Genomic DNA, 25,970 nt, shown 5'->3' on the forward strand with positions numbered 1-25,970 from the left:
CATGAGCGTGCGCAGAGTCATGGGGATCGAGACCGAGTACGGCATCACCGTGCCCGGTCAGCCGTGGGCCGACCCCGTCCAGACCTCCGGTCTCGTCGTCTCGCGCTACGCGAGGGAGCACGGGCTGCGCGCGACGCACGGGGCGTGGGACTACTCCGACGAGCAGCCGCTGCACGACGCCCGCGGCTTCTCGATGCCCCGCGACGAGGCCGACCCGACCCAGCTCACCGACGAGGAGCAGCCGGGCCTGGCCAACGTCGTGCTCACCAACGGTGCGCGCCTCTACGTCGACCACGCCCACCCCGAGTACTCCTCGCCCGAGGTGATGACCCCCCACGACGCCGTCGTGCACGACCGGGCCGGCGAGCTCGTCATGCGCGAGGCCGTCGAGCTGCTGTCGACCCGGCCGCCGGGCGTGACGCTCTACAAGAACAACACCGACGGCAAGGGCGCCTCCTACGGCACCCACGAGAACTACCTGCTCGACCGCGCCACCCCCTTCGCCCGGGTCGTGCGCGACCTCACGCCCTTCTTCGTCGCGCGTCAGGTGGTCATCGGGGCCGGCCGCGTCGGCCTGGGCCGCGAGAGCGAGGGCGCGGGCTACCAGATCTGCTCCCGGGCCGACTTCTTCGAGGCCGAGGTGGGCCTGGAGACGACCTTCCGCCGCCCGATCATCAACACGCGGGACGAGCCGCACGCCGACCCCGACCGCTACCGCCGCCTCCACGTCATCATCGGCGACGCGAACCTCGCCGACGTCGCGAACCTGCTGAAGATGGGCTCGACCTCGCTCGTCCTCGCCCTCGTCGAGGCCGACGCGGTGCGCGGCCGGCTCGCCCTGCGCGACCCCCTTCGGGCCCTGCGCGAGGTCTCGCACGACCCGACGTGCACCGCGCTCGTCGAGCTCGCCGACGGCCGGCGGATGACCGCCGTCCAGCTCCTGTGGGCCTACCGCGAGCTCATCGGAGAGCACCTCGGGCGGCACGGCAGCGACGAGGCGACCGACGAGGTCCTCGCCCATCTCGACCGGGTCCTCACGCTCCTCGAGAGCGACCCGATGTCGGCGGCGAAGGACCTCGACTGGGTCGCCAAGCTCTCGATCCTCCAGGGCTACCGCGACCGCGACGGGCTCGCGTGGGGCGACCCGCGGCTGCAGGCGGTCGACATCCAGTACAGCGACATCCGCCCGGCGAAGGGGGTCTTCGCCCGCCTCGAGGCGGCCGGCCGGATCACCCGGCTGACGACGCCCGAGGAGGTCGAGGCTGCGGTGACCACGCCGCCGGCCGACACCCGTGCCTGGCTGCGCGGGCGGCTCGTGCGCGACCACGCCCCCGACGTCATCTCCGCGTCCTGGGACTCCGTCGTGCTGCGCGTCCCGCGCGGGGTCGCGCGCATCTCGATGCCCGAGCCGACCGCCCTGGGCCGTGACGCGACCGCGGCCGCGCTCGCCCACGACACGGTCACCGAGGTCGTCGAGGCGCTCGGGGCATAGGTTGGGGGCTCGACCCGTCGACGAGAGGAGCCGGTGATGGCCGGTCAGGAGCAGGTGCGGCGCAGCGGTGGCGGCGGCGGGGACGAGACCCCCGGCGACGACGCCTTCGGCCAGGTGAGCGCGAGCAACGCCGCGCGCGACGAGGGGCTGGACTCGGTGCTCTCCGACATCGACGGCGTGCTCGAGACGAACGCCGAGGAGTTCGTCAAGAGCTTCGTGCAGAAGGGCGGCGAGTAGCCCCCGGTCCGGGCCGGGGGCGCTGCCCCTAGCCTGGGCGCCATGGAGCGGCGCATCTACGGCATCGAGACCGAGTTCGGCGTGACGTGCACGTCGCAGGGCAGGCGGCGCCTCACGCCCGACGAGGTCGCGCGGTACATGTTCCGCTCGGTCGTGCGGTGGGGCCGCTCGAGCAACGTCTTCCTCGGCAACGGCGCGCGGCTCTACCTCGACGTCGGCAGCCACCCCGAGTACGCGACCGCCGAGTGCGACGACCTGCTCGACCTCGTCGCGCACGACCGCGCCGGCGAGCTCGTCGTCCAGCAGCTCGTCGACGACGCGCAGACGCGTCTGGCCGAGGACGAGGTCGACGGCGAGATCTACGTCTTCAAGAACAACGTCGACTCCGCCGGCAACTCCTACGGCTGCCACGAGAACTTCCTCGTCGCCCGCACCGACGACTTCGGGGCGATCACCGAGGGGCTGCTGCCCTTCCTCATCTCGCGCCAGCTCGTCGCCGGCACGGGCAAGGTGATAACAACGAGCCAGGGACCGGTCTTCTCGGTGAGCCAGCGGGCCGACCACATCTGGGAGGGCGTCTCGTCGGCGACGACGCGCTCGCGGCCCATCATCAACACCCGCGACGAGCCCCACGCCGACGCCGAGCGCTACCGCCGGATGCACGTCATCGTCGGCGACTCGACGATGACCGAGACGACGACGCTGCTCAAGGTGGGGTCCGCCTCGCTCGTCCTGCGGATGCTCGAGTCGGGCGTGCGGATGGACCACCTGCGCCTGGAGAACCCCATCCGGGCGATCCGCGACATCAGCCTCGACATCACCGGGCGGGCCACGGTCCGGCTGGCCGATGGTCGCCAGATGAGCGGTCTGGAGCTGCAGCAGGCCTACCTCGACGGCGTCCTCGAGCTCGTCGAGCGCGAGGGCATCGACGACGCGGTGACCACCCACGTCGTCGAGCTGTGGCAGCGCACGCTCACCGCGATCGAGACCGACCGGCTCGACCTCGTCGCGACCGAGGTCGACTGGGTCGTCAAGCACCGGCTGCTCGACGCCTACGCCGCGAGCAGGGGGGTGGGCATGGAGGACCCCCGCATCGCCCAGCTCGACCTCGCCTACCACGACATCGACCCGCAGCGCGGGGTGCACCACGTGCTCCAGCGGGCCGGGCGGGTCGCCCGCGTCGTCGACGACGCCCGCGTCGCGGCGGCCGTCGACACCCCTCCGCAGACCACGCGGGCCCGGCTGCGCGGCGACTTCGTGCGGGCCGCGCGCGAGCACGGCCGCGACTTCACCGTCGACTGGGTCCACCTCAAGCTCAACGACGCGACCCAGCGCACGATCCTGTGCAAGGACCCCTTCGCCGCCGTCGACGAGCGGGTCGACGCCCTCATCGCCTCGATGCGCCCCGCCCCGCCGGAGCCCGCCGCGGCGCCCTGAGCAGGGCCCGCCGACCAGGGCCGTCGGACGGCTCGATCAGGCGGCTCTCAGGGGGCTGTGGTTATGGTGGAGGAGAAGTCACCCCCAAGACGAAGGACTCCTCGTGATCTCACGTGCCCGCGCGACCGTGGCGCTGACCGCGGCCGCTGCACTGACCCTCACCGCCTGCGGCGGTGACGACGCCGAGGCCCCGGAGGCCGCCTCCTCGGGGGCGGTGGACCAGGTGAAGGTCACCGCCGGCACCGAGAAGGCCGCCCCGAAGATCGCCCTCGAGGACAAGAGCGTCTCCACCTCGAAGACCGAGGTCAAGACGGTCAAGGAGGGCAAGGGCGCCCCGGTGAGCAAGGACGACGTCGTCACCGTCGACATCGCCCTCTACAACGGCACCAGCGGCAAGCCGATCCCCAACACCGAGACCTACACCGCGGACCCCATCGCGATCGACCTCGGCAACGAGCAGATCTTCCCCGGCCTGCGCAACGGCATCGTCGGCCAGAAGGTCGGCAGCACCGCGACCGCCGTCGTCCCGCCGAAGGAGATGTTCGGCGAGACCGGCAACGAGCAGCTCGGCGTCGCCGCGACCGACTCCGTCGTCATGGTCTACGACGTCAAGGACGTCATGCTCAAGGAGGCCAAGGGCAAGGAGGTCGCCGCGAAGTCCGGCCTGCCGAAGGTCACCTACTCGACCGACAAGGCCGCGACCTTCGAGATGCCCAAGGGCAAGGCGCCGAGCTCCACGACGGCCCAGACGCTCGTCCAGGGCGACGGCGCGACGGTCAAGAAGGGCGACACCGCCTACGTCAGCTACACCGGCGCGCTGTGGAAGAACGGCAAGGTCTTCGACTCCAGCAAGCAGGAGGGGCGTCGCCCCTTCGCCGTGCAGGTCGGCGGCGGCCAGGTCATCAAGGCCTGGGACGAGGAGCTCGTCGGCACGAAGGTCGGAGACCGCGTCCTGCTCGTCGTGCCCCCGAAGGACGGCTACGGCAAGACCGGCAGCCCCGACGGCAGCATCACCAAGGACGACACGATCGTCTTCGTCATCGACGTCCTCGGCAAGGTCTGACCCGGCGCTCGCGCCGCGACGACCTGCCACGCCACCCGCAACCCCAGACCCCAGGAGGTCCGCATGCCCTTCGACCCGAGCACGACCAAGCCCGAGATCGAGTTCCCCGGCGACACCCCGCCGAGCGAGCTCGTGCTCGAGGACATCACCGTCGGCGACGGCCGCGAGGCCACCCCCGGCGACCCCATCAAGGCGCACTACGTCGGCGTCGCCCACAGCACCGGCGAGGAGTTCGACGCCTCGTGGAACCGCGGCGCCCCGCTCGCCTTCACCGTCGGCGTCGGCCAGGTCATCCAGGGCTGGGACCAGGGCCTGCTCGGCATGAAGGAGGGCGGTCGTCGCAAGATCACCATCCCGCCGCACCTCGGCTACGGCGACCGCGGCGCCGGCGGTGCGATCAAGGGCGGCGAGACCCTGATCTTCGTCGTCGACCTCGTCTCCGTCGGCTGAGGAGTCGGCTGACACCCCCTTCGCCCCTCGCCTCGGGCCCCCACCGGTACGCCGGTCGGGGGCCCGTGGTGCGTCCGGGGGCTGTCTCAGCTTTCCCGCCCAGGGCGGGAACATTCGACCTCGGGCGAGAACATTTCCTTCCCGAGGTCGCACTTTCCCGCCCTGGGCGGGAAAGTGGGGACCGGGGCGAAGGGGGTCAGAGGAGGGCGGCGGCGTGGCGGCCGGCGGCGGCCGAGGTGACGAAGGCGGCGCGCTCGGAGGCGTAGCCGCGGCCCATCGTCGCGAGCGGCACCGCGCAGGCGCGCAGCGCCTCGTCGAGACCACCGGTGGGGACGAGGACGGGGGAGAGGCGACCGGTCGCGGACGCGCAGACGGCCTCGACCGCCTCGCGCAGACCGGGGGAGAGGTCGTCGTCGGCGGCGAGCGGCACGTCGGCCGCCCCGAGGACCACCCGGCCCAGCGTCGTCGCCGTGTGGTGCGACAGCCCGCGGTGACGACCGCGCGGGTCGGCCGCGGAGACCCTCAGGACCGCGACCCCACGACCGCGCAGCGTGTGCACGGTGTTGAGCACCTCGCCCTGGCTGATGCCGGAGTAGCCCCATGGCGTCGCCGAGCCGGCGTTGCCCGGCCCCTGCGCGACGACGACGACGTCGGCGCCGAGGACGTACCGCGCCGCGAGCAGCGCCGAGTGCAGGGTGATCGTCTCGTGCTCCCCGCCGTACGCCTGGCCGACGCTCGTCGTGCTCGTGAGCATCCCGGTCTCGCGCATCGCGGCGACGAGACGGGAGTGGCCGAGCGGCAGCGAGCCCGTGTCGGTCATGACGTAGGCGACGCGAGCACCGGGGCGGTCGGCGTGGATGCCGGCGACGACGGCCGGCAGGGCCGAGTGCAGCTCGGCGGCGACGACGGGCATGCCCTCGAGGTCGCCGGCGACGACCTGGGGGTGGCCGGCCATCGCCTCGTGGTGGGGCGACTCCTGCTCCTCGAGCGCGAGGACCATCGTCTGCAGCGGCGCGTAGCGCGCCTTGACGATGTGGCCGGGCGGTCGGGAGCCGTCGGCGGCGACGGGGTCCGGGGGCAGCGCGTCGGGGATCGCGACGACGAGGGCCTGGCCCCCGGTGCCCAGCCCCTTGAGGAGCGCGCTCGCGTTGAGCAGCACCGTGTCGCCCACCCGCGGGGTGCCGACGAGCGGGGTGTCGGCGAGCGCGGCCATGACCCCGCCCTCGTCGAGCTCGACGTCGACGGTGACCACCGGCCCCCAGCCGCCCGTGACGGACGAGACCGTGCCGCGGCGCCAGTGGATCATGGCGCGAAGGCTATCTGCCCGCCTCGCGACCCTCGGGTAGCGTCGGGCGTGCGCCGCAGCGGCGCGAGCGGCGAAGGGAGAGCGCGTGGCCGTCAGCAACACCCCTCGGGCCAAGACCGAGCGGCTGATGAACCTCACGATGTGCCTGCTCTCGACCCGCCGGGCCCTGCCCAAGGCGCGCATCCGCACGATGGTCGAGGCGTACCAGGGCGTCGAGTCCGACGAGGCCTTCGACCGCATGTTCGAGCGCGACAAGGACGAGCTGCGCGGTCTGGGCATCCCGCTCGTCACCGAGCAGATCGGCGGAGCCTTCGAGGACGAGCCGGGCTACCGGATCGACCAGCGCGACTACGCGCTGCCCGACCTCTCCTTCGCCCCCGACGAGCTCGCGGTCATCGGCCTGGCCAGCCGCGTGTGGACCCACGCGGCGATGGCGCCCAGCGCCGCGACGGCCTGGCGCAAGGTCGCCTCGCTCGAGCCCGGCGACGGGGCGACGGAGGACCCCTTCGTCGGCATCGAGCCCACCCTCGGCGGCTCCGAGCCCTCCTTCCCCGCGCTGCAGGAGGCGACCGTCGCCGCCCGCACGGTGACCTTCGACTACACCCGCTCCGGGGCCGTGGAGCCGCAGACCCGACGGGTCGACCCGTGGGCGCTCACGTCGTGGCACGGCCGGTGGTACCTCACCGGGTACGACCTCGACCGCGCGGGCCAGCGGATCTACCGCCTCTCGCGGATCTCGTCCGCCGTGCGCACCGGGGGAGAGATCACCCACCAGCGCCCCGAGGACCTCGACCCGCAGGGCGCGGTCGCGCGCTTCGCCCAGGGTGACCGCCCGACGACCGTGGCCGTCGTGCGCGTGCGCACCGGCGCCGGTCACGCGCTGCGCCGGCGAGCCCGCGCGAGCACCGACGCGGGGGAGGGGTGGGACCGTCTCGAGGTCGAGCACTCCTCGACGCACGCCCTGGCCGACGAGCTCGCCGGGTACGGCGGCGACGTCGTGGCCGAGTCGCCCGAGGAGCTCGTCACCGCCGTCCGGTCACGCCTCGAGGGCGTGCTCGCCAGCCTCGGAGGAGCCCGATGAGCCCCCGCACGCCCGCCGAGCCGGCGACCACCCGGGTCTCGCGGCTGCTGACGATGGTCCCGTGGCTCGTCTCGCGCCAGGGCATCGCGCTCTCCGAGGCCGCCGAGGGTCTCGGCGTCAGCGAGCAGCAGCTGCGCGACGACCTCGACCTGCTCTTCATGTGCGGGTACGGGCCGATGACCGACGAGCTCATCGACGTCAGCTACGAGCAGGGCCACGTCTACATCGACAACGCCGAGACGATCAGCCGCCCGCTGCGCCTCGGGGTCGCGGAGGCCACGACGATCATCGTCGGCCTGCGCGCGCTGGAGGCCTCCGGCGTCGGCCCCTCCGACGCCGTGCGGCGCGCCCTGGCCACCCTCGAGCAGGCGACCGGGTCCCTGCCCGGCATCGACCGGGTCGGGGTCGTCGCCGAGGGCGAGCGCGACCACGAGGTGCTCCAGACCGCGAGCAGCGCCGTGCAGCAGCGCCGCCGGGTCCACCTCACCTACCTCGTGCCCTCGCGCGACGAGCGCACCGAGCGCGACGTCGACCCCATGCGGGTCGTCGCGCTCGACGGCCACTGGTACCTCGAGGGCTGGTGCCACCTCGCCCAGGACACACGCCTTTTCCGCCTCGACCGCGTCGAGGCGATCGAGCTGCTCGACGTCGACGGCACCCCGCCGCCGCAGGCGGTCTCGCGCGACCTGTCCCAGGGTGCGTACTCGGGGGCGCCCGACGACCGCGTCGTCACCCTGCTCCTGCGGCCCCGCGCCCGCTGGGTCGCCGAGTACTACCCGACCCTGTCGCAGGAGGAGGTCGGCGAGGACCTGCGGGTGCGGCTCACGGCCCGCGACGACGCCTGGCTGGCCCGGCTCGTCCTCGGCTGCGGGGGGCACGCGGTGCTCGAGGCGCCGCAGCCCGCCGTCGACGCGGTGCGCGCCCGTGCGCTCGCCGCGCTCACCGGCTACCCAGCCTGACGGGCGTACACTCGCAGGCGTCCAACCATCTCGTGAAAGGCGTCCGCCATGCCTCAGTGGCTCGGTCCCGGCGAACTGCTCATCATCGCTCTGCTCATCCTGCTCCTCTTCGGCTTCAAGAAGCTCCCCGACGCCGCCCGCAGCCTGGGCAAGTCCGCTCGTGTCTTCAAGTCCGAGGTCAACGAGATGAAGGAGGAGGACCGCGCTCGCGAGGAGGCCAAGAAGGCCCGTGAGTCCGGCACCATCACCTCCGCCGGCACCCCGGTGCGTGACGACGTCACCCACCGCCAGGGCGACGCCCTCATCGACGAGACGAAGCCGCGCACGGACAACACCTCCGGCCCGGTCGTCTGACGACACCCCCTTCGCACCGCTCTCGCACGCCGCCGTGGCCACCCGACGACGCACGCCCAAGGACCCCGAGGGGCGGATGCCCCTCAAGGCGCACTTCATCGAGCTGAGGCGCCGGCTGATGATCGCGGCGGCCGCCGTCGTCGTCGGGACGGTCGTCGGCTGGATCTACTACACGCCGATCTACGAGCACCTCTCCTCGCCCTTCCGCGAGTACAAGCGGCTGCACCCCGAGAGCATCATCGCGCTGAACTTCGGCAACCCGACGGCGGCCTTCAGCCAGCAGCTGTCGATCTCGATCTTCGCCGGCATCCTCATGACGAGCCCGATCTGGCTGTGGCAGATCTGGGCCTTCGTCGTCCCGGGCCTGACCAAGCGCGAGAAGCGCATCTCCGGTGCCTTCTTCAGCGCCACCGTGCCGCTCTTCGCGGCGGGCTGCGCCTTCGGCTACTACACGCTGCCGAAGGCCCTCATCATCCTCTACGGCTTCACCCCCGACGAGGACACGAGCTCGAACATCCAGAGCACGACGGACTACTTCACCTTCGTCATGCGCTTCATCTTCGCCTTCGGGGCGTCGTGGCTGCTGCCGGTCGTCCTCGTCGCGCTGTGCGCCATCGGTGTGCTCACCGGCCGCCAGATGCTCAGAGCGTGGCGCCCGGCGGTGCTGCTCATCTTCGTCGCCGCGGCGGTCATCACGCCGACGCCGGAACCCTTCACGATGTTCCTGCTCGCGGGTCCGCTCGTCGTGCTGTACTTCGGCGCCTGCGGGATCGGCATGCTCATCACCCGCAAGCGGGAGCAGGCCCGACCGGCCTGGCTCGACACGCCGGAGGACCAGGCCTCGGCGCTCGACTGAGACGCGGGCTGGCGTCATGAGCTCTCGCCGCATCGGTCTGCTCGTCAACCCCACGGCCGGCAAGAACGCCGGCGCCCGGGTCGGCACGACCGTCGCCGACCTGCTCGAGCGCGGCGGTGCCGAGGTCGTCGACCTCACCGGGCTCGACGCCCGCCGGGCCGAGGCCAAGGCCCGCCGTGCGGTCCGCGACGGCGAGGTCGACACCCTCGTCGTCGCCGGTGGTGACGGGGCCGTCGGCCTCGGGGTGAACATCTGCGCGGAGACCGAGGTACCCCTCGGTGTGGTCGCCGTCGGGACCGGCAACGACAACGCCCGTGAGCTCGGGCTGCCGGTGCGCGACGTCGAGGCCGCGGTCGAGCGGGTGCTGCACGGCTCGGCCCGCGCGGTCGACCTCGGCCGGGTGCGCAGCACCGACGCCAGCCAGCAGCGGTGGTACCTCGGCGTCCTGTGCGGCGGCTTCGACGCCCTGGTCAACGAGCGGGCGAACACGATGCGGTGGCCCCGCGGGCCGGCCCGGTACAACCTCGCGATCGCCCGGGAGCTGCCCACCTTCGCCCCGATCCCGTACACGCTCACCCTCGACGGCGAGCTGTCGCACCCACGCGCGATGCTCGTGTGCGTCGGCAACGGGCGCGCCTACGGCGGGGGCATGCGCGTCACACCCGACGCCGACATGGCCGACGGCCTGCTCGACGTGCTCGTCGTCGACGAGATCAGCGTCCCGGAGCTCCTGCGCGTCTTCCCCAAGGTCTTCCGCGGCGCCCATCTCGGGCACCCCGCGGTGAGCGTGCACCGGGCGCGCTCCGTGCGTCTCGACGCGCCCGGCGTCGTCGCCTACGCCGACGGGGAGCGCCTCTACCCCCTGCCCGTGGACGTCGACGTCGTGCCCGGCGCGGTGCGCATCCTGATCTGACCCACCCGCCCGGTTAGCCTGACGACATGTCAGACGCCGTGGACGCCTTCGCCGCCGGGGTCGACTTCCCGCTCGACCCCTTCCAGATCGAGGGCTGCGAGGCCATCGCCGCCGGGCACGGCGTGCTCGTCGCGGCGCCGACGGGAGCCGGCAAGACGATCGTCGGGGAGTTCGCCGTGCACCTCGCGCTCCAGCGCGGGCAGAAGGCCTTCTACACGACCCCCATCAAGGCCCTATCGAACCAGAAGTACCACGAGCTCGCGGCCCGTCACGGGCACGCGCAGGTCGGTCTGCTCACCGGCGACACCTCGATCAACGGCGAGGCGCCGGTCGTCGTCATGACGACCGAGGTGCTGCGCAACATGATCTACGCGGGCAGCAGCACGCTCGAGGGACTGGGCTTCGTCGTCATGGACGAGGTGCACTACCTCGCCGACCGCTTCCGCGGGGCGGTGTGGGAGGAGGTCATCATCCACCTCGCGCCGTCCGTGCAGCTCGTCTCGCTCTCGGCGACGGTGAGCAACGCCGAGGAGTTCGGCGACTGGCTCGACGAGGTGCGCGGCGGCAACGTCGTCGTCGTCTCCGAGGAGCGGCCGGTGCCGCTGTGGCAGCACATGCAGGTCGGCAAGGAGGTCTACGACATCTTCGTCGACGGCGCGACGCCGAGCGACGAGGCCGACCGGTGGCGGGTCAACCCGCTGCTCATGGACGCCGTGCGCAGCGCCTCGCGCTCCGGCGAGGACGGCCCGGCCCGGGGCCGGGGCGGGCGTGACCGCGACCGGCGGGGCCGGGGCGGGCGGCCCCAGGGCGGCGCGCGTCAGCGTTTCGGCGGGGGAGCCTCGCGCACCGAGGTCATCACCCAGCTCGACCGCGAGGGGCTGCTCCCCGCGATCACCTTCATCTTCAGCCGGGTCGGCTGCGAGGGCGCCGTCGGGCAGCTCCTCGGCAACGACGTCCGGCTCATCAGCGCCGCCGAGGGCGAGCGCAACCGGCGCACCCTCGAGGAGCGCTCGGCCGTGCTCGAGGGCGAGGACCTCACGGTCCTCGGCTACCACCAGCTGCTCGCCGGCCTCGAGCGCGGGTACGCACCCCACCACGCCGGCATGCTGCCGATCTTCCGCGAGGTCGTCGAGGAGCTCTTCACCGCGGGCCGGGTCAAGGCGGTCTTCGCGACCGAGACCCTGGCCCTGGGCATCAACATGCCCGCCCGCACCGTCGTGCTCGAGAAGCTCGTGAAGTTCAACGGCGAGGCCCACGTCGAGATCACCCCCGCCGAGTACACCCAGCTGACCGGCCGGGCCGGCCGACGCGGCATCGACGTCGAGGGCCACGCCGTCGTCGTGTGGTCGCGCGGCATGGACCCGCTCTCTGTGGCGGGCCTGGCCTCGACCCGCACCTACCCCTTGCGCAGCTCCTTCGCCCCGACGTACAACATGGCGGTCAACCTCGTGGCGACCGTCGGGCGCCAGACCGCCCGCGAGATCCTCGAGAGCTCTTTCGCGCAGTTCCAGGCAGACCGGGCCGTCGTCGGCCTGGCTTCGAAGGTCCGCTCCCAGCAGGAGTCGCTCGAGGGCTACGCCGAGGCGATGCACTGCGAGCTCGGCGACTTCCGCGAGTACGCGCAGATCCGCCACCGCATCAGCGACCTCGAGAAGTCCGGGCGCAAGCAGCGCTCGGCGACCCGTCGCGCCGAGACCGCCGTCTCCCTCGACTCCCTCGAGACCGGCGACATCATCCGCATCGGGGGCCGCCGCTCCGGCCTGGCCGTCGTCGTCATCCCGGCCCGGCCCTACAAGGGGCAGTCCGGCGAGCCCATGGTGCTCACCGAGCACAAGCAGGTGCGCCGGCTCACGACCTCCGACCTCGACGGGCCGGTCACCCCCTTCGGCAAGCTCGCGGTGCCCCGGTCCTTCAACCCGCGCTCGGCCCGGCACCGGACCGATCTCGCGACGACGCTGCGGGTCAAGGCGCCCCACGAGGGGGCGCCGTCGATCCGGCGCGAGGCGAAGGAGGCCGCCGGGGGAGAGGACGCCCGGCTGGTCCGCCTGCGCCAGGAGCTGCGGGCGCACCCGTGCCACGCGTGCCCGGACCGCGAGGAGCACGCGCGGTGGTCCGAGCGCTGGTGGCGCCTCAAGCGCGAGCAGAGCGCCCTGCAGCGCACCGTCGACTCCCGGACCGGCTCGGTCGCGGCCCGCTTCGACCGGGTCGTGTCCGTGCTCGTCGACCTCGGCTACCTCGACGAGGGCGGCGACGCCGTGAGCGCGAACGGCGCCCGGCTGCGCCGGCTGTACTCCGAGAAGGACCTCCTCGCCGCCGAGTGCCTGCGCGCGGGAACGTGGAAGCAGCTCACCCCGGCCGAGCTCGCCGCCGCCGTCTCGATGCTCGTCTACGAGCCGCGGCGCGACGACGCCGACCTCATGCCGCGGATCCCGACCGACGGCCTCGCCATCGCCTGGGAGGACCTGCAGGAGCGCTGGCGCGACATCGAGGCCCGCGAGCACACCGCGGGGCTCGACCCCACCGACCCGCCCGACGCCGGGATCGCCTGGCAGGTGCACCGCTGGGCGAGCGGCCGCCGGCTCGACGAGGTGCTCCTCGACTCCGACCTCACCGCGGGCGACTTCGTGCGCCGGTGCAAGCAGATCGTCGACCTGCTCGACCAGATCGCGAAGGCCTCCGAGGAGGACCGGCTGCGCAGCACCGCGCGCAAGGCGATCGACGCCGTCATGCGCGGCGTCGTCGCCGCCGACCGCATCGACTGACGCGGCCGGCACCGGGACGCCGCGGGCAGGGCGAAGGGGGAGCGGGGCCGGGTCAGTCGGCCTGCGGGTACAGCGCGGCCGCCGCCCGGCCGAGGGGACCGGCGATGCCGTGGTCGAGCGCGAGCCGGCTCATCCCCGCCGGGTCGAGCAGCTCCGGGCCGATCGTCAGGTCGACGTCCGTCACCGGCACGTCCCGCGCCACGGCGACGACGCGCGGGGCGGCGTCGAGGTAGTCGCTGCCCGCCTCGAGCCGGGCACGCTGCGCGCCCTTGATCGACGGGTCGCCGCTCGCGATCGCCGCGCGGATGCCCTCGAGGGAGCCGTGGGCGGCGATGAGCCGGGCAGCGGTCTTCTCACCGATCCCGGCGACACCGGGCAGGCCGTCGCTCGTGTCGCCGCGCAGCACCGCCATGTCGGCGTACGCGTCGCCCGTGGGCACGTCGTACTTCGTGCGCAGGTAGCCCTGGTCGACGACGTCGGGGTCACGCACGCCGCCGCGTGCGGTGTAGATGACCCGCGTGCCCGAGGCGTCGTCGACGAGCTGGAAGAGGTCGCGGTCGCCCGTGACGACGTCGACGGGCATGACCCCGCGGTAGTGGTGGGCGAGGGTGCCGATGACGTCGTCGGCCTCGTAGTGGGCGGCGCCGACCTTGGGCACGCCCAGCACCTCGAGGCACTGCGCGATGACGGGCACCTGGGGCCCGAGCTCGTCGGGCACCTCCTCGCACTCTGCGGCGTCCTCGGCGACGCGGTGCGCCTTGTACGTGGGTATCGCGTCGACCCGCCACTGCGGGCGCCAGTCGTCGTCCCAGCAGGCCGCGACGTGCGTCGGCCGGTAGCGCCCGACGAGGGTCGCGATCATGTCGACGAAGCCGGCGACCGCGTTCGTCGGGATGCCTGACGGCGCCTCCGCCCGGGCCGGGACGCCGTAGAAGGCGCGGAAGTACAGGCTCGCGGAGTCGAGGAGGAGCAGGCGCGGCGTCGCAGACGGCATGGCCGAAGCCTATGCGTCCGGCGCCACGGCGCCCCGTCGCCTATCGTCACCCGCATGGAAGAGGCTGACCAGCGCATCGTCGACCTGCTCGTCGTCGACGGCCGGATGAGCTACACCGATCTCGGGCGCGCCATCGGCATGTCGACGTCGGCGGTGCACCAGCGCGTGCGCCGGCTCGAGGAGCGCGGGGTGATCCGCGGCTTCACCGCCCAGGTCGACCACGCCCAGGCCGGTCGTCCGCTCACCGCCTTCATCGCCGTCGAGCCGCTCGACCACCGTGCTCCCGACGACATCCCGCAGCGGCTGCGCGACGTCGCCGACGTCGAGTCCTGCTACAGCGTCGCCGGCGACGCCAACTACCTGCTCAAGGTGCGCGTCGGCACCCCCCAGGACCTCGAGGCGCTCATCGCGACCATCCGGGCCAAGGCGGAGGTCTCGACCCGCACGACGGTCGTGCTGTCGACCCCCTGGGAGGACTGAGCGCACCGGGTCGACGGCGAAGGGGTGGACGTCCCCGGGTTAGGCTCAGACGTGCCCGAGACCCCCTTCGCCCCGCCCGCCTGGGTGCGCGCCGTCCTCGCGGTCGCCGGCGGGCTGCTCGTCTGGCTCACCTTCCCCGACCACGGGATCCACCTCGCCGGGGTGCCCGGTGTCGCCCTCGTCGGCCTCGCCCTGTGGGGCGTGCGGGCGCGGGTGGGCTTCGGCCTCGGGATGCTCGCCGGCTGGGCGACCTTCCTGCCGACGCTGCACTGGTCGGGCATCTTCGTCGGCGCGATGCCGTGGGTGGCCCTGTCGACCGTGCAGGCCCTCTACGTCGCCGTCATGGGAGCGGTCCTCGCGGCCGTGCAGCGCCCGCTGCTCGCCCGGGGCCGTGAGGTGCTCGCCGCGCTCGCCCTGCCCGTCCTGTGGGTGCTGCAGGAGCTCGTCCGCGGCACCGTCCCCTTCGGCGGCTTCCCGTGGGCCCGTCTCGCCTTCGGGCAGGCCGACAGCCCGCTCGCGCGGTGGGCCTGGCTCGGCGGGGCGCCACTGGTCAGCCTCGTCGTCGCGCTCCTCGCGGTGCCGCTCGTGCTGCTCGTCGTGCGTCGCACGTTGCGCGCCGCCCTCCTCGTGCCGGTCGCCGTCGCCCTCGGGCTGACCAGCCTGCTCCTCCCGGTCCACGCCGAGGCGCCCGAGGGCTCGACGCCGGCCCGGATCGGGATGGTGCAGGGCAACGTGCCGCGCGCCGGCCTCGACTTCAACGCCGAGCGGCGTCAGGTCCTCGACAACCACGTCACGGGCACCGAGGAGCTCGGCCGCTCCGGTGAGCGCCTCGACCTCGTCGTGTGGCCGGAGAACTCCAGCGACATCGACCCGCTGCGCAACCCCGACGCCGCCGCCCAGGTGCAGCGCGCGCTCGACGCCGTCGACGTGCCCGTCGTCGTCGGCGCGATCCTCGACGAGCCGAGCCCGGAGGTGAGCAACGCCAGCCTGCTCTACGAGCCCGGCCGTGACGCCCCGACGGCCCGCTACGTCAAGCAGCACCCCGTCCCCTTCGCCGAGTACGTCCCGTACCGGGACTTCTTCCGCCTCTTCTCCGACAAGGTCGACCTCGTGCGGATCGGCTTCGCGAAGGGGCCCGGTCCGCAGGCCTTCCCCGTCGAGGGGTCCGCGGGCGGCTTCTCCGTCGTGCCGACGATCTGCTTCGAGGTGGCCTACGACGGGCTCATGCGCGAGGCGGTCCACCACGCCGAGGACGGCGGGCTGCCCAGTGTGCTGCTCGTGCAGACGAACAACGCGACCTTCGGGTACACGGCCGAGTCGACCCAGCAGCTCGCGATCTCGCGGATCCGGGCCATCGAGCACGGCCGACCCGTCGCCCACGTCTCGACCGTCGGCGTGAGCGCCGTCATCGCCCCCGACGGGTCCGTCACCCAGCCCACCGAGCTCTTCACCGCGGCCCAGGTCGTCGGCACCTTCGACGCCCGTACCGGGCTCACCCCCTCCGACCGGCTCGGCCCGTGGGTGGAGATCGGCAGCGCCCTGGCCCTCGTCCTGCTCGTCGTGGCGGGGCGACTGCGCGGGCGCCGGGCGGATAAGGTCGACACCTCACCGAAGACGAAGCTGGAGTCGAGTGCCCGTGCCTGACGCCCCCCTGCGGCCCCCCATCACCCGGGTGGCCGTGCTCATCCCGACCTACAACGAGCGCGAGAACCTCCCGCGCGTCGTGCAGCGCGTGCGCGACAGCGTGCCGAGCGCCGACGTCGTCGTCCTCGACGACAACAGCCCCGACGGCACCGGCGCGGTCGCCGACGAGCTCGCCGCCGCCGACGACCAGGTCCACGTCCTGCACCGTCAGGGCAAGGAGGGTCTGGGCGCGGCCTACCTCGCCGGCTTCCGCTGGGCGCTCGACGCCGGCTACGACGCCGTCGTCGAGATGGACGCCGACGGCTCGCACCGCCCGGAGGACCTGCCGGCGATGCTCGAGGCCGCGCGTGACGCCGACCTCGTCATCGGCTCGCGTTACGTGCGCGGCGGCAGCGTCGTCAACTGGCCGTTGTCGCGCAAGGCGATCTCCATGGGCGGCAACCTCTACATCCGCGCGATCCTCGGCATGCCGGTCAACGACGCGACGGCCGGATACCGGGTCTACCGCGCCGACACCCTGCGCGACATCGGCCTCGACCAGGTCGAGAGCGCCGGCTACGTCTTCCAGACCGACCTCACCGTGCGCACCGTGCGCGCCGGGATGCGCGTCGTCGAGGTGCCGATCACCTTCGTCGAGCGCGAGATCGGCGAGTCGAAGATGGACGGCGACGTCGTCAAGGAGTCGATGCGGCGCATCACCGGGTGGGGCGTGCGCCACCGCCGTGACCAGGCCGCCTCCCTCCTGCACCGCGGGCGGCGGTGGCACCGGCTGTGAGCCAGATTCACGGCCAGCCCGGAGCGCCGCGACGGCGGCGCCGCGTCTTGCCGTGGGTGCCGGTGGCCCTGCTGCTGCTCGTCGTCCTCGAGCTCGCGGTGATCATCGCCGTCGGCCGCCGGATCGGCGTCCTGTGGACGCTGGTCTCGCTCGTCGCGCTCTCGGTCGCCGGCGTGTGGCTGCTGCGGCGCGAGGGTGCTCGGGCGATGCGCGCCCTGCGCACGTCCGCCCGCACGGGCGAGATGCCCAGCCGGGCGCTGGCCGACGGCATCCTCGTGCTCGTCGGCGGTCTGCTGCTCGTGCTGCCGGGCTTCGTCACCGATGTCGTCGGGCTGCTGCTCGTCCTGCCCTTCACCCGCCCCCTCGCCAGGCCGCTGCTCGAGGCGGGCATCCGGCGTCGCGTCTTCGGCGACCTCGGGGTGATCCGGGTGCGCACCGCGTCCCACCGCGACGGGCGCACGCGCCGCGACGGCCCCGACCCCGGCGACGAGGTCGTCGAGGGTGAGATCGTCGACTGAGAGACGCCGAGCACGGTCCGACGGGGGAGGGGTCCCCCCTTCGCCCGCCAACCCCCGCACGACGAGAGCCGCCCCGGTCATGCCGGGGCGGCTCTCGTACGAGGAGGGTGCGGTCAGGCGGAGCGCTTGCGCGGCTTCTCGCCGCGACGCTCGCGCAGGAGCGCCAGACGCTCCTCGAGGAGCTCCTCGAGCTCGGGGACGGAACGGCGCTCGAGCAGCATGTCCCAGTGGGTGCGGGCGGGCTTGGTGGGCTTGAGCTCGGGCTCGGGGCCGTCGAGCAGCTTGCCGAGCTTGCCGCAACGGCACTCCCAGGTGCTGGGGATCTCGGCCTCGACCGAGAAGGGCAGCTCCGTGCGGTGGCCGTCGTCACACACGTAGGTGGTGATCTGCCGCTCGCTGGGGACGACGTTCGCGGTGGTCTCCATGCTGAACGACACCATGCGGGTGCCGCGAAGTGTGCGCTCTGCCATCTCAGTACTCCTCGTCGATCAGGGGGTGCGCCCGCCCTGCTGTCGGGCACACATGAAGAACGCCCGGGGGCGTCCAGTTTGTTCCGGCTCCGCGGCAGGCGTGAGGTACGTCGCCTGCGACTCAGATCACATGAGGGGGTCGATCTGCGCTCTTCGGCGAGCGAGCGATGTCGGCAGTCCGTCAGGTTACCGCGTCGTACCCGTGTCGCGCACATCGGCCCACGGGGCGAGGGTACGGTCCCCCTGTGACCCAGCACCGAAGCGACGTCGACGCCGATCTGCCCCTCGCGCCGCCCGGCTCCGCGCTGCGGCACGGGGACTCCCGGACGCCACGTCGCACGGTCGTGTCCTGGGCGATGTGGGACTGGGGCGCCCAGCCGTACAACACGGTCATCATCACCTTCGTCTTCTCCGTCTACATTACGAGCTCGAGCTTCGGCGCGACGAACGCGACGTCGACTGCCCTGGCGATCGCCACCGGCATCTCCGGCCTCGTCGTCGCCCTCGTCGCCCCCGTCCTCGGGCAGAACGCGGATCGCAGCGGTCGCACCGTGCGCAACCTGCGGGTGCAGACCTGGCTCATGGCGGCCCTGGCCGCGTCGCTCTTCCTCGTGCGTCCCGAGCCGGGCTACCTCCTGCTCGGCCTCGTCCTGCTCGGCGTCGGGTCGATCGTCTCCGAGGTCGCCGGCGTGACGTACAACGCGACGATCGAGCAGGTGGCCACACCCCGCACCGTCGGGCGGGTGTCCGGCTTCGGGTGGGGCATGGGCTACCTCGGCGGCATCCTCGTGCTCCTGCTGCTCAACTTCACCCTCATCGCACCGGAGCGCGGCCTCTTCGGCGTCACCGGCGCCGACGGCCTCGACATCCGCGTCTCGATGCTCGTCTGCGGGCTGTGGATCGCGGTCTTCACCGTGCCCGCCTTCCTCGTCCTGCGCGACGAGCCGCGCGAGCGGGCCCCGCGCGTGGGCATCGCCGAGTCCTACCGGCTGCTCTTCGCCTCGCTGCGGGCGCTCTACGCGAGCTCGCCCCACACCGTGTACTTCCTGCTCGCCTCGGCGCTCTTCCGCGACGGGCTGGCCGGGGTCTTCGCCTTCGGGGCGATCCTCGCCGCGGGGACCTTCGGGCTCACCGCGGGCGAGGTCATCATCTTCGGCGCCGTGGCCAACGTCGTCGCGGGGCTGAGCACGATGGCGATGGGCGTGCTCGACGACCGGATCGGCCCGAAGCGGGTCATCATCATCAGCCTCGTCGCGCTCGTCGTCATCGGCCTGGGCATCTTCGTCCTCCACGACGGCGGCAAGCCCGTCTTCTGGAGCCTCGGGCTCGTCATGACCGCCTTCGTCGGACCGGCCCAGGCGGCCTCGCGCAGCTATCTCGCGCGGGTCATCCCCGAGGGTCGCAGCGGTGAGATCTTCGGGCTGTACGCGACGACCGGGCGAGCCGTGTCCTTCCTCAGCCCGCTCGCCTTCGCCGCCTTCATCGCGCTCGGCGCGGCGGTGACGGGCGACGACAACACGCAGTACTGGGGGATCCTCGGCGTCGCGCTCGTGCTGCTCGCCGGGCTCGTCGTGCTCATCCCCGTGAAGTCGCACGAGGAGCAGGTGCGGGGCTGATCAGCCCGCGTACTCCCAGTGCCAGGGCTCGGGCAGGCTGCCACCGGCCTGCGCCCACGCCGGGTGGAACCACCCGTAGAGCGCGGCGTTCTGCTGCATCCACGCGTGCGCGGCGGTGCCGAAGCTGTTGATCCCGCCGCACAGATCGAGGGCGAGCCCGAGCCCGTGGTTCGAGCGGCCCGGCGTGGCCGCCCAGCCGCCGCGCTGCTGCTTGACGATGACCTGCTCGGCGTAGGAGCGGTAGCTGTCCGTGATGCAGATCGGCGAGCCGGTGTCGCGGGCGTAGGCCTTGCTCATCTCGTTGAAGGCGGCCGCGGCCTTGGGGCGCAGCATCTCGCCGGCCGCCCCGATGAGCGGGCACAGGGCGTTCGGGGGCACCTGGCCGTTGGGGTAGGTGCCCTCGTTGTCCGAGCACGGTGCGGCGCCCTCGAAGGCGCTGACGTCCTGCCCGGCCTTCTCCATCGCCGCGGTGAGGCTCTCCTGGGCGTCCTGCGCGTCGGGGTCGGTGAGCCCGAGGAGGGACTTCACGAGCGGCCCGGCCTCCTTGAGCTCGGAGGCGTACTCCTTGCGCAGCGTCTCCAGCGTCGCCTTGCGCTCGGTGATGACGGCGGTGAGGTCCTTGCGGGCCTTGTCGGCCTTGGCCTTCTCGCTCTTGGCGCGCTTCTCCGCCTTCGCCCGCTTGCGGGAGAGCTGGGCGGCGGTGATCGTGTCGACCCGCACGAGGTCGACGCTGTGGATGCGCTCGTCGGTGAGATAGCTGAGGTCACCGGCGGAGTCGCCGGCCTTGGCCGGTGACTTCGACATGATGTTGAGGAAGGCCATGGTGTCGGTGTAGCCGCCGGCCTCGGTGTACGTGCCGAAGGCCCAGTCGCGCAGGTCCTCGCGGCCCGCGTCGAGCCGGTTCTTCAGCCGGGTGGACGCACGACGTGCCTCGTCGGCCTCCTTCTTCGCGGCGCGGTGCTTCGAGGTCGCCTCGGAGTAGCGCTCGAGGAGGGTGTTGGCCCGGGTGGAGTGACGGCGCAGCTCGGTGACGAGGGAGCCGATCTCCTTGTTGTTCTTGAGGATGCTCGCGGCGAGCGCGTTGGCCTCGTCGACCTGCTTCTTGACCTCGGCGGGGGAGAGGGCGTCCTCCTCCCCCTTCGCGTCCTCGTCGTAGGCGAAGGGGTCGCTCGAGCTCTCGCTGCCGCTCGCACCGGGAGAGGTGGGGTCTGCGGGCTCGCCGGCCGGGTCACCGGTGGTCGGGGCCGTCGTGCCCGTGGGTGCCGGCTCGGTGGTGCTCGTCGGGGCGGGGGTGGTGCTCGTCGGGGCGGGGGTGGTGCTCGTCGGGGCGACGGGGGAGGGGTCGGCGACCGCGGCGGGGGCGGTCAGCGACCCGGCGACGGTGCACACGGCCACGGCCTGAGCGCATCGGCGCCACGAGATGGTCCCCACTCGGTGTGTCCCCTTGACTGTCAGTGATGCCAGATGGCACGGGCCCCATGATACGTACGGCACGGGCCCGTGGGGAGGGGATCCCCAGACATCTGCGACAGCCCTCTCGGATCAGCCCCGCTGCAGCCGCACGACGACCTCGTGGTGGCCGGTCTGCGGGAACATGTCGACGAGGCGCGCCTCCTGCGCGACCCACGACGGCAGGTCGGCGAGGTCGCGGGCCAGCGAGGCGACGTCGCAGCTCGAGTAGACGAGATGGCGGGCCGAGGAGCGCTCGAGGGCCTGCGTCAGCGCACCGATGCCGCGCCGCGGCGGGTTGACGACGACGAGGTCGGCGTCGGCAGTCGCGGCCTCGGCGTCGCCGGTCCCGAAGTCCGCGGCCAGGCTCAGCTCTGCCGCGGTGGTCCGGGCCGCGGCGACGGCCTCGGCCGAGATCTCCAGGCCGCGGACCGGAGTGCCGGCGGGCAGCACCCGCGCCGAGTGCAGGGCGAAGCCGCCGACCCCGCAGTACAGGTCGAGCACCGACCGCGGGGCGACGTCGCGGACCCAGCCCGTGGCGGTCTCGTAGAGCGCGGCGGCGGCCGCGGTGTTGGTCTGGAAGAAGCCGCCGGGTCGCAGGTGCAGCGGCACCCCGCCGATGCTCATCGTCAGGTGCTCCTGCGCGGTGAGGAGCACCTCGTGCTCTCCCTCGAGGACGGCCTTGTGCTCGGGCTGGAGGTTGACGCTGACGACGACGAGCGAGGGCAGCTCCTCGAGCAGGCGGGGCAGCGCGTCGCGCAGACGCGGCAGGTGCCGGTCGCTGCGCAGGACGAGACGGAGCATGAGCTCCTCGTCGGGGCTCACGGTGAGGAGCACGTGCTTGAGCTCGCCGCGGCGACGCGGCACGTCGTAGGGCGGCACCTGCAGCCGCTCGAGCCAGCGGGTGACCGGGTCGAAGGCGGCCGAGAGGGCCTGCGGGTAGAGGCCGCACCCCTGGAGGTCGACCCCCCGACCCTCCCGGTCGAGGATGCCGAGGGTCAGGGCGCCGGGTGAGCCGCCGACGACGAGCTTGGCCTTGTTGCGGAAGCCGGACTCGGGGGAGGCGAAGGGGGAGCGCCACACGACCTCGGGCGCGACGCGGGCCAACCGCTCCTGCACGTCCTGCTGCTTGCGCCGCAGCTGGACCTCGTAGGGGATGCCCATGAAGGTGCAGGACCGGCACGCCCCCGCGTCGAAGTAGTCGCACTGCACGCCCTCATCGTGCCACCCGTCCACAGCTGGGCCGTCGCGGCGGTCGCCGTCCACAGCCGCCGCCGGGCCCGTGCCCTCGGTCGCACGGCGGCGGACCGTGGGGGCATCGCAGGCCGAGCGCAGGAGGAGCAGACATGGACGAGCAGGGTCAGGGCAGCGGCACGGACGTCAACGAGGTCCGGCTCGTCGGGCGGGTGAGCGGCGAGCCGACCGTACGCACGCTGCCCAGCGGCGACGAGGTGGTGACCCTGCGGGTCGTCGTGTCGCGCACCGACGGGCGGCCGGTGGACACCATCGACCTCGCGTGCTGGTCCGCGCGCTCACGACGGGCCGCGCAGCACCTCGTCGACGGCACACGGGTCGAGGTCGAGGGCTCGTTGCGGCGGCGCTTCTACCGCACGCCCGGCGGGGCGGCCAGCCGGTACGAGGTCGAGGTCCGCCGTCTCGTGCGCGAGAGGGTGCGTGTCAGCACATGTTGACACCCGGCGCGCGCGATGCCATCGTGTCAACATCTGTTGACGAGGCGAGGTGGCCGGACGATGACCCAGGAGATGGTCGACATGGCCGTGACCTTCATGGACGACGAGGACCCCCGTGCTGCGCTGCGCGGGGGAGCGGAGCTGCGACGCGGTGTCGAGCGACGCGAGGCCGTGCTCGTGCGGCGGGCTCGCAGCGCCGGCCTGTCGTGGGCGGAGATCGCCCACGAGCTGGGTGTCAGCCGGCAGGCGGTGCACCGCAAGTACGGCGGCTCACGCTTCGAGCGAGCCCGCTCGACGTAGCCTGCGACCGTGGACGAGTCATCATCAGGCAGCACCCGACGACGCCTCGACGTCACCGACGTCGAGCTCGTCGGCGGGACGGAGAAGGTGCGGCTGCACCTCGTCGAGCACGACCCGGCATGGGCGCAGGCGTACACCCGCCATGAGACACGTGTTCGAACGGCGCTCGGGGGAGTCGCACGCTCGGTCGAGCACATCGGCTCGACCTCCGTGCCGGGCCTCGCGGCCAAGCCGATCGTCGACGTCCTCGTCACCGTGCCCGACATCACCGCCGAGGAGGACTACCTCGACGCGCTGGTGGCCGCCGGGTACCAGCTGCGGGTGCGCGAGCCCGGCCACCGGCTGGTCCGCACGCCGGAGCGCGACGTCTTCATCCACGTGCTCGAGCCGGACGACCCGGCGGCTGACGACTACCTGCTGCTGCGCGACCACCTGCTCCGTGACGCCGACGACCGCGCGCTGGACGAGCGCACGAAGCGCGATCTCGTCAGCCGCGACTGGCCGAGCATGAACCACTACGCCGACGCCAAGACCGAGGTCATCGAGGCGATCAAGGCGCGCGCCCGGGCCGTCCGGGACGGGTCGGCCTGAGCCTGTGCTGCAGGCTGAGGGCGCCCTGTCGTGTTTCGCCGATAATCGACATTATGTCAAGTAGCGCACTCGGTTAGGGTCCCCTGCATGTCGACACCTGTCATCGAGCTCGGACCAGACGCTCTCCTCGTCGAGGGCACCCCCGTCGCGCTGCCCATCCCCATCGGCACCCTCGTCGCGGCCTGGGGCGAGCCCGAGCTCTGGGTCGGTACGGCCGGGTCCGTCGTCACGTGGCACGAGCTCGGGGTCTTCGCGCACCGTCTCGACGAGACGCACGTCAAGACGCTCTGCGTGCAGCTGCGTCCCGAGGCGGACGCCCCGGCCTTCGTCCCCCGGTCGGTCTTCATCGGCCGTCTCGTCGTCGACGGTGAGGTCGTCACCGACGAGCTGCCCGGGGCCGGCGCCGACGCACGTCGCGTCGCCGGGACCGCGACGACCGAGCGTCACGGCGTGCGGCTGCACGCGAGCTACGAGGGCGACCACCTCGAGTCCGTCGAGATGACCGTGCCGAGGTCGGCGCCGCCGCCCGTGCCCGCCGAGCGCTACGCGCCACGGCGCGTCGCCGATCCCGCCCGCTTCACCGACCTGGGTCTCAAGCTCGCCGTCGTCGACGAGCTGATGTACCAGCAGGAGGTGATCCGGCCCCGGCTCGACGCCCGTGAGTTCGCCCGGTGGTACGACGGGCGGACCATCGACCTCGACGCCGAGGGTCACCGGCCCGTCCCGGAGATCCTCGCCTACCTCGAGGACCTCGAGATCGACCGCAGCGAGGCCGCGCTCGTGCACGAGCTCGTCATCGACGCGGGCAACGACGTCTACCGCGAGGTCGCCCCGCTGTGGGACGGGGAGGACGACACCTTCGACATCGGGTCGTGGGCCGACCTCGACCTCCTCCCCCACCTCACGAGCCTCGACTTCGTCTCGCTCACCCCGGACGACGAGACGCTCGACGCGCTGCGGGCCCGTGGCCTGGATGTCGACGCCTGAGGGCCCTGCGCCGCTCGAGGTGCTCGCCGGCGTCCACCCCGGCTCGCCCGACGCACCCCGTGACGTCAGGGCGCCGCGATCAGCCCAGGTCAGCGCGGCGGTGCGCCGCTGGTGGGCCCGCCAGGAGGGATGACCGCTCCCCCGTCCTCTCGACCGGGCGGCCACACGTACGGCAGACCCGGCTCGACGTCGTCGAAGAGCGGCCCGTAGTGCGCGGGGAGCTTGGAGAGGAGCGAGGAGCGGTGGCTGCGGTGGAAGGCCTCGTCGCCGAGCCACGACGGCAGCGCGCCCGCCGCCGCGAGCTCGTCCTGGGTGCGCACGGCCTCCACACCGTAGTCCGCGAGATCAGCCCGGATCGTCGCGGCGCAGGTGTCGGCGAAGCCCCGCGCGACCCACACCTCGCAGCACGTGAGCGAGTACCGCCCGAGCGCCTCGAGGCAGCCGCGCCACATCGTCACGGCGGGGTGGTTGCGCCACCCGTAGCCCGGCACGGTGAGTCCCCGGACCACCTGGATGCACTCGACGCGCTGCTTGCCCAGACGCTTGTCGTCGAGAGCCTGCGCGGAGGCGGTGAAGTCGGCGTACGGCAGGAAGGTCTGCACGGTCCTCCTCGTCGGTGGTCTCGGCCTGGCGGCTCGGCAGCCGGCCTCGGCGCTCGAGCGGTGGCAGCTGCCACCCTCGCACGAGGCGGGGTGTGAGACTGCGCGGGTGACCCCCTTCGCCCGGCTCGTCGAGCGCGTCCACCGCCGCCGGCACGACGGGGTCGTCCGTCACCGCGTCGACGTCATGGGCACCACCACCGCCTGGGTCGAGCGGGCGGCCGAGGGCCCGCCGACGGCTCCTGCGCTCGTCCTCGTGCCCGGCCTGTCGATGTCGTGGCGGGCCTACCAGTGGCTCCTCGAGCACCTGCCCCGGGACCGGGTGGTCGTCGCCGTCGACCCGCCGGCGTCCGGTCGCACGGGACGTCCGCAGCGCGGTCTCGACGCCGACGCGCAGGCGGCGCACGTCGCGGCCCTGCTCGACCACCTCGGGATCCGAGGTGCCGACCTCGTCGGCCACTCGCTCGGCGCCCTCACCGTGGCGCGGCTCGCGGGCTCGCGGCCGGACCTTGCCCGGCGGGTCGTGCTCGTGGGTCCCTCCCCCGACCCGCACCTGCCGCACCCCCGCGACCACCTCCTGGCCCTCGTGGGCGACGCGCGCCGAGAGAGGCCGCGCGTGCTCGTGCAGGCCGCGACCGACTACGTCCGGGCCAGCCCCGCGCTGCTGCCCGCCTTCGTCGCGCAGATCGGCACGAGCGCGACCGAGGTCATGGCCGGGGTCGTGGCCCCGACGACCGTGCTGCGCGGGGGCCGTGACGCGGTGGCCGGCCGCCGGTGGTGCGCCGACCTCGCCGCCGCGGTCGAGGACGGGCGCTCGCTCGTCCTGCCCGGCGGCACCCATGGGCTGCCGCAGCACGACCCGGCCGATCTCGCCGCCGTCCTGCGCGACGTCCTGCGCTGAGCCCCGCTCGTGGTCCGCGAGGCCCGGTCACCGCCGGCCCGCGAC

27 protein-coding genes are annotated in these 25,970 nt (G+C 73.0%); 21 read left to right on the forward strand and 6 right to left on the reverse strand.

From position 1 onward, the window contains the following. The first annotated feature begins 1 nt into the window (after window position 1). From dop to L6241_RS01090, 5 genes are all read left to right on the forward strand, one after another. A complete protein-coding gene (dop, locus tag L6241_RS01070; RefSeq protein WP_368244419.1) occupies window positions 2-1,492 on the forward strand; it encodes a depupylase/deamidase Dop in 1,491 nt (496 codons plus the stop codon). A 36-nt stretch (window positions 1,493-1,528) separates the two neighbouring features. Next, the gene (locus L6241_RS01075) at window positions 1,529-1,729 is read left to right on the forward strand and encodes a ubiquitin-like protein Pup (RefSeq protein WP_068275815.1); all 201 of its coding nucleotides are present in this window, start codon (window positions 1,529-1,531) and stop codon (window positions 1,727-1,729) included. 42 nt (window positions 1,730-1,771) lie between these two features. After that, on the forward strand, window positions 1,772-3,166 hold the full coding sequence (pafA, locus tag L6241_RS01080; RefSeq protein ID WP_368244420.1) for a Pup--protein ligase: 1,395 nt from the start codon (window positions 1,772-1,774) through the stop codon (window positions 3,164-3,166). A 103-nt stretch (window positions 3,167-3,269) separates the two neighbouring features. After that, window positions 3,270-4,229 (forward strand): FKBP-type peptidyl-prolyl cis-trans isomerase, encoded by a 960-nt coding sequence (locus tag L6241_RS01085; RefSeq protein WP_368244421.1) that lies wholly within the window; start codon window positions 3,270-3,272, stop codon window positions 4,227-4,229. 63 nt (window positions 4,230-4,292) lie between these two features. Then, the gene (locus L6241_RS01090) at window positions 4,293-4,679 is read left to right on the forward strand and encodes an FKBP-type peptidyl-prolyl cis-trans isomerase (RefSeq protein WP_068275809.1); all 387 of its coding nucleotides are present in this window, start codon (window positions 4,293-4,295) and stop codon (window positions 4,677-4,679) included. Between the two features lie 196 nt (window positions 4,680-4,875). On the opposite strand, the gene L6241_RS01095 is transcribed toward L6241_RS01090, so the two are convergent. Then, window positions 4,876-5,985 (reverse strand): DUF3866 family protein, encoded by a 1,110-nt coding sequence (locus tag L6241_RS01095; protein WP_368244422.1) that lies wholly within the window; start codon window positions 5,983-5,985, stop codon window positions 4,876-4,878. An 85-nt stretch (window positions 5,986-6,070) separates the two neighbouring features. Here L6241_RS01095 and L6241_RS01100 point away from each other — a divergent pair, with 85 nt between their 5' ends. The 6 genes from L6241_RS01100 to L6241_RS01125 are packed head-to-tail and all read left to right on the forward strand — an operon-like array spanning window position 6,071 to window position 12,910. Beyond that, complete coding sequence (locus tag L6241_RS01100) at window positions 6,071-7,066, forward strand: helix-turn-helix transcriptional regulator (RefSeq protein ID WP_368244423.1); 996 nt, start codon at window positions 6,071-6,073, stop codon at window positions 7,064-7,066. Then, window positions 7,063-8,025: a helix-turn-helix transcriptional regulator gene (locus L6241_RS01105; RefSeq protein WP_368244424.1), complete on the forward strand. Its 963-nt coding sequence runs from the start codon at window positions 7,063-7,065 to the stop codon at window positions 8,023-8,025. Before L6241_RS01100 ends, L6241_RS01105 begins: the two co-directional genes overlap by 4 nt. 48 nt (window positions 8,026-8,073) lie before the next feature. Continuing rightward, on the forward strand, window positions 8,074-8,379 hold the full coding sequence (gene tatA, locus L6241_RS01110) for a Sec-independent protein translocase subunit TatA (RefSeq protein WP_229298930.1): 306 nt from the start codon (window positions 8,074-8,076) through the stop codon (window positions 8,377-8,379). Between the two features lie 34 nt (window positions 8,380-8,413). Continuing rightward, on the forward strand, window positions 8,414-9,235 hold the full coding sequence (tatC, locus tag L6241_RS01115) for a twin-arginine translocase subunit TatC (RefSeq protein ID WP_368244425.1): 822 nt from the start codon (window positions 8,414-8,416) through the stop codon (window positions 9,233-9,235). A 16-nt stretch (window positions 9,236-9,251) separates the two neighbouring features. Further along, window positions 9,252-10,148, forward strand: coding sequence for a diacylglycerol kinase (locus tag L6241_RS01120; RefSeq protein WP_123091772.1), 897 nt, complete (start codon window positions 9,252-9,254; stop codon window positions 10,146-10,148). Window positions 10,149-10,174: 26 nt separating this feature from the next. Then, a complete protein-coding gene (locus tag L6241_RS01125) occupies window positions 10,175-12,910 on the forward strand; it encodes a DEAD/DEAH box helicase (RefSeq protein WP_368244426.1) in 2,736 nt (911 codons plus the stop codon). Between the two features lie 52 nt (window positions 12,911-12,962). On the opposite strand, the gene L6241_RS01130 is transcribed toward L6241_RS01125, so the two are convergent. After that, entirely contained in the window at window positions 12,963-13,904 is a 942-nt protein-coding gene (locus L6241_RS01130) for a 5'-3' exonuclease H3TH domain-containing protein (RefSeq protein WP_368244427.1), read from the reverse strand. Between the two features lie 54 nt (window positions 13,905-13,958). Between L6241_RS01130 and L6241_RS01135 the strand changes: the two genes are divergently transcribed. The 4 genes from L6241_RS01135 to L6241_RS01150 all read left to right on the forward strand — a co-directional run bounded on the left by L6241_RS01135 (window position 13,959) and on the right by L6241_RS01150 (window position 17,321). Further along, window positions 13,959-14,384, forward strand: a complete 426-nt coding sequence (locus L6241_RS01135) for an Lrp/AsnC family transcriptional regulator (protein WP_068275787.1) — start codon at window positions 13,959-13,961, stop codon at window positions 14,382-14,384. A gap of 51 nt (window positions 14,385-14,435) precedes the next feature. Then, window positions 14,436-16,028, forward strand: a complete 1,593-nt coding sequence (gene lnt / locus L6241_RS01140) for an apolipoprotein N-acyltransferase (protein ID WP_368244428.1) — start codon at window positions 14,436-14,438, stop codon at window positions 16,026-16,028. Then, window positions 16,021-16,803 carry a polyprenol monophosphomannose synthase gene (locus L6241_RS01145; RefSeq protein WP_368244429.1) on the forward strand — a complete coding sequence of 261 codons (783 nt, stop codon included), beginning with the start codon at window positions 16,021-16,023 and terminating at the stop codon, window positions 16,801-16,803. The genes lnt and L6241_RS01145 overlap by 8 nt, the downstream gene beginning before the upstream one ends. A gap of 62 nt (window positions 16,804-16,865) precedes the next feature. Next, window positions 16,866-17,321 (forward strand): FxsA family protein, encoded by a 456-nt coding sequence (locus L6241_RS01150; protein WP_368244430.1) that lies wholly within the window; start codon window positions 16,866-16,868, stop codon window positions 17,319-17,321. A gap of 113 nt (window positions 17,322-17,434) precedes the next feature. Here L6241_RS01150 and L6241_RS01155 read toward each other — a convergent pair whose 3' ends face one another. Continuing rightward, complete coding sequence (locus tag L6241_RS01155) at window positions 17,435-17,791, reverse strand: RNA polymerase-binding protein RbpA (protein ID WP_068275780.1); 357 nt, start codon at window positions 17,789-17,791, stop codon at window positions 17,435-17,437. 245 nt (window positions 17,792-18,036) lie between these two features. Between L6241_RS01155 and L6241_RS01160 the strand changes: the two genes are divergently transcribed. Beyond that, entirely contained in the window at window positions 18,037-19,407 is a 1,371-nt protein-coding gene (locus L6241_RS01160; RefSeq protein WP_368244431.1) for an MFS transporter, read from the forward strand. Here L6241_RS01160 and L6241_RS01165 read toward each other — a convergent pair whose 3' ends face one another. Together L6241_RS01165 and L6241_RS01170 are read right to left on the reverse strand one after the other, a co-directional pair. Continuing rightward, window positions 19,408-20,802, reverse strand: a complete 1,395-nt coding sequence (locus L6241_RS01165) for a D-alanyl-D-alanine carboxypeptidase family protein (protein ID WP_368244433.1) — start codon at window positions 20,800-20,802, stop codon at window positions 19,408-19,410. A 147-nt stretch (window positions 20,803-20,949) separates the two neighbouring features. After that, entirely contained in the window at window positions 20,950-22,068 is a 1,119-nt protein-coding gene (locus L6241_RS01170) for a methyltransferase (RefSeq protein ID WP_368244434.1), read from the reverse strand. A gap of 134 nt (window positions 22,069-22,202) precedes the next feature. On the opposite strand from L6241_RS01170, the gene L6241_RS01175 reads away from it, so the two are divergent. The 4 genes from L6241_RS01175 (at window position 22,203) to L6241_RS01190 (ending at window position 24,425) form a co-directional block, all read left to right on the forward strand. Continuing rightward, window positions 22,203-22,547, forward strand: coding sequence for a single-stranded DNA-binding protein (locus tag L6241_RS01175; RefSeq protein WP_368244435.1), 345 nt, complete (start codon window positions 22,203-22,205; stop codon window positions 22,545-22,547). A gap of 15 nt (window positions 22,548-22,562) precedes the next feature. After that, the gene (locus L6241_RS01180; protein ID WP_368244436.1) at window positions 22,563-22,847 is read left to right on the forward strand and encodes an ECF-type sigma factor; all 285 of its coding nucleotides are present in this window, start codon (window positions 22,563-22,565) and stop codon (window positions 22,845-22,847) included. Window positions 22,848-22,856: 9 nt separating this feature from the next. After that, window positions 22,857-23,438 carry a GrpB family protein gene (locus tag L6241_RS01185; RefSeq protein ID WP_368244437.1) on the forward strand — a complete coding sequence of 194 codons (582 nt, stop codon included), beginning with the start codon at window positions 22,857-22,859 and terminating at the stop codon, window positions 23,436-23,438. Window positions 23,439-23,525: 87 nt separating this feature from the next. Further along, complete coding sequence (locus tag L6241_RS01190; protein ID WP_368244438.1) at window positions 23,526-24,425, forward strand: hypothetical protein; 900 nt, start codon at window positions 23,526-23,528, stop codon at window positions 24,423-24,425. Window positions 24,426-24,514: 89 nt separating this feature from the next. Here L6241_RS01190 and L6241_RS01195 read toward each other — a convergent pair whose 3' ends face one another. Continuing rightward, window positions 24,515-25,027, reverse strand: coding sequence for an MSMEG_6728 family protein (locus L6241_RS01195; RefSeq protein ID WP_368244439.1), 513 nt, complete (start codon window positions 25,025-25,027; stop codon window positions 24,515-24,517). A gap of 106 nt (window positions 25,028-25,133) precedes the next feature. Here L6241_RS01195 and L6241_RS01200 point away from each other — a divergent pair, with 106 nt between their 5' ends. Continuing rightward, window positions 25,134-25,925, forward strand: a complete 792-nt coding sequence (locus L6241_RS01200; RefSeq protein ID WP_368244440.1) for an alpha/beta fold hydrolase — start codon at window positions 25,134-25,136, stop codon at window positions 25,923-25,925. Window positions 25,926-25,970 lie beyond the last annotated feature (45 nt).

This window comes from Janibacter sp. Y6, assembly GCF_040900765.1.
In the GTDB taxonomy this organism is placed as follows: Bacteria; Actinomycetota; Actinomycetes; order Actinomycetales; family Dermatophilaceae; genus Marihabitans; species Marihabitans melonis.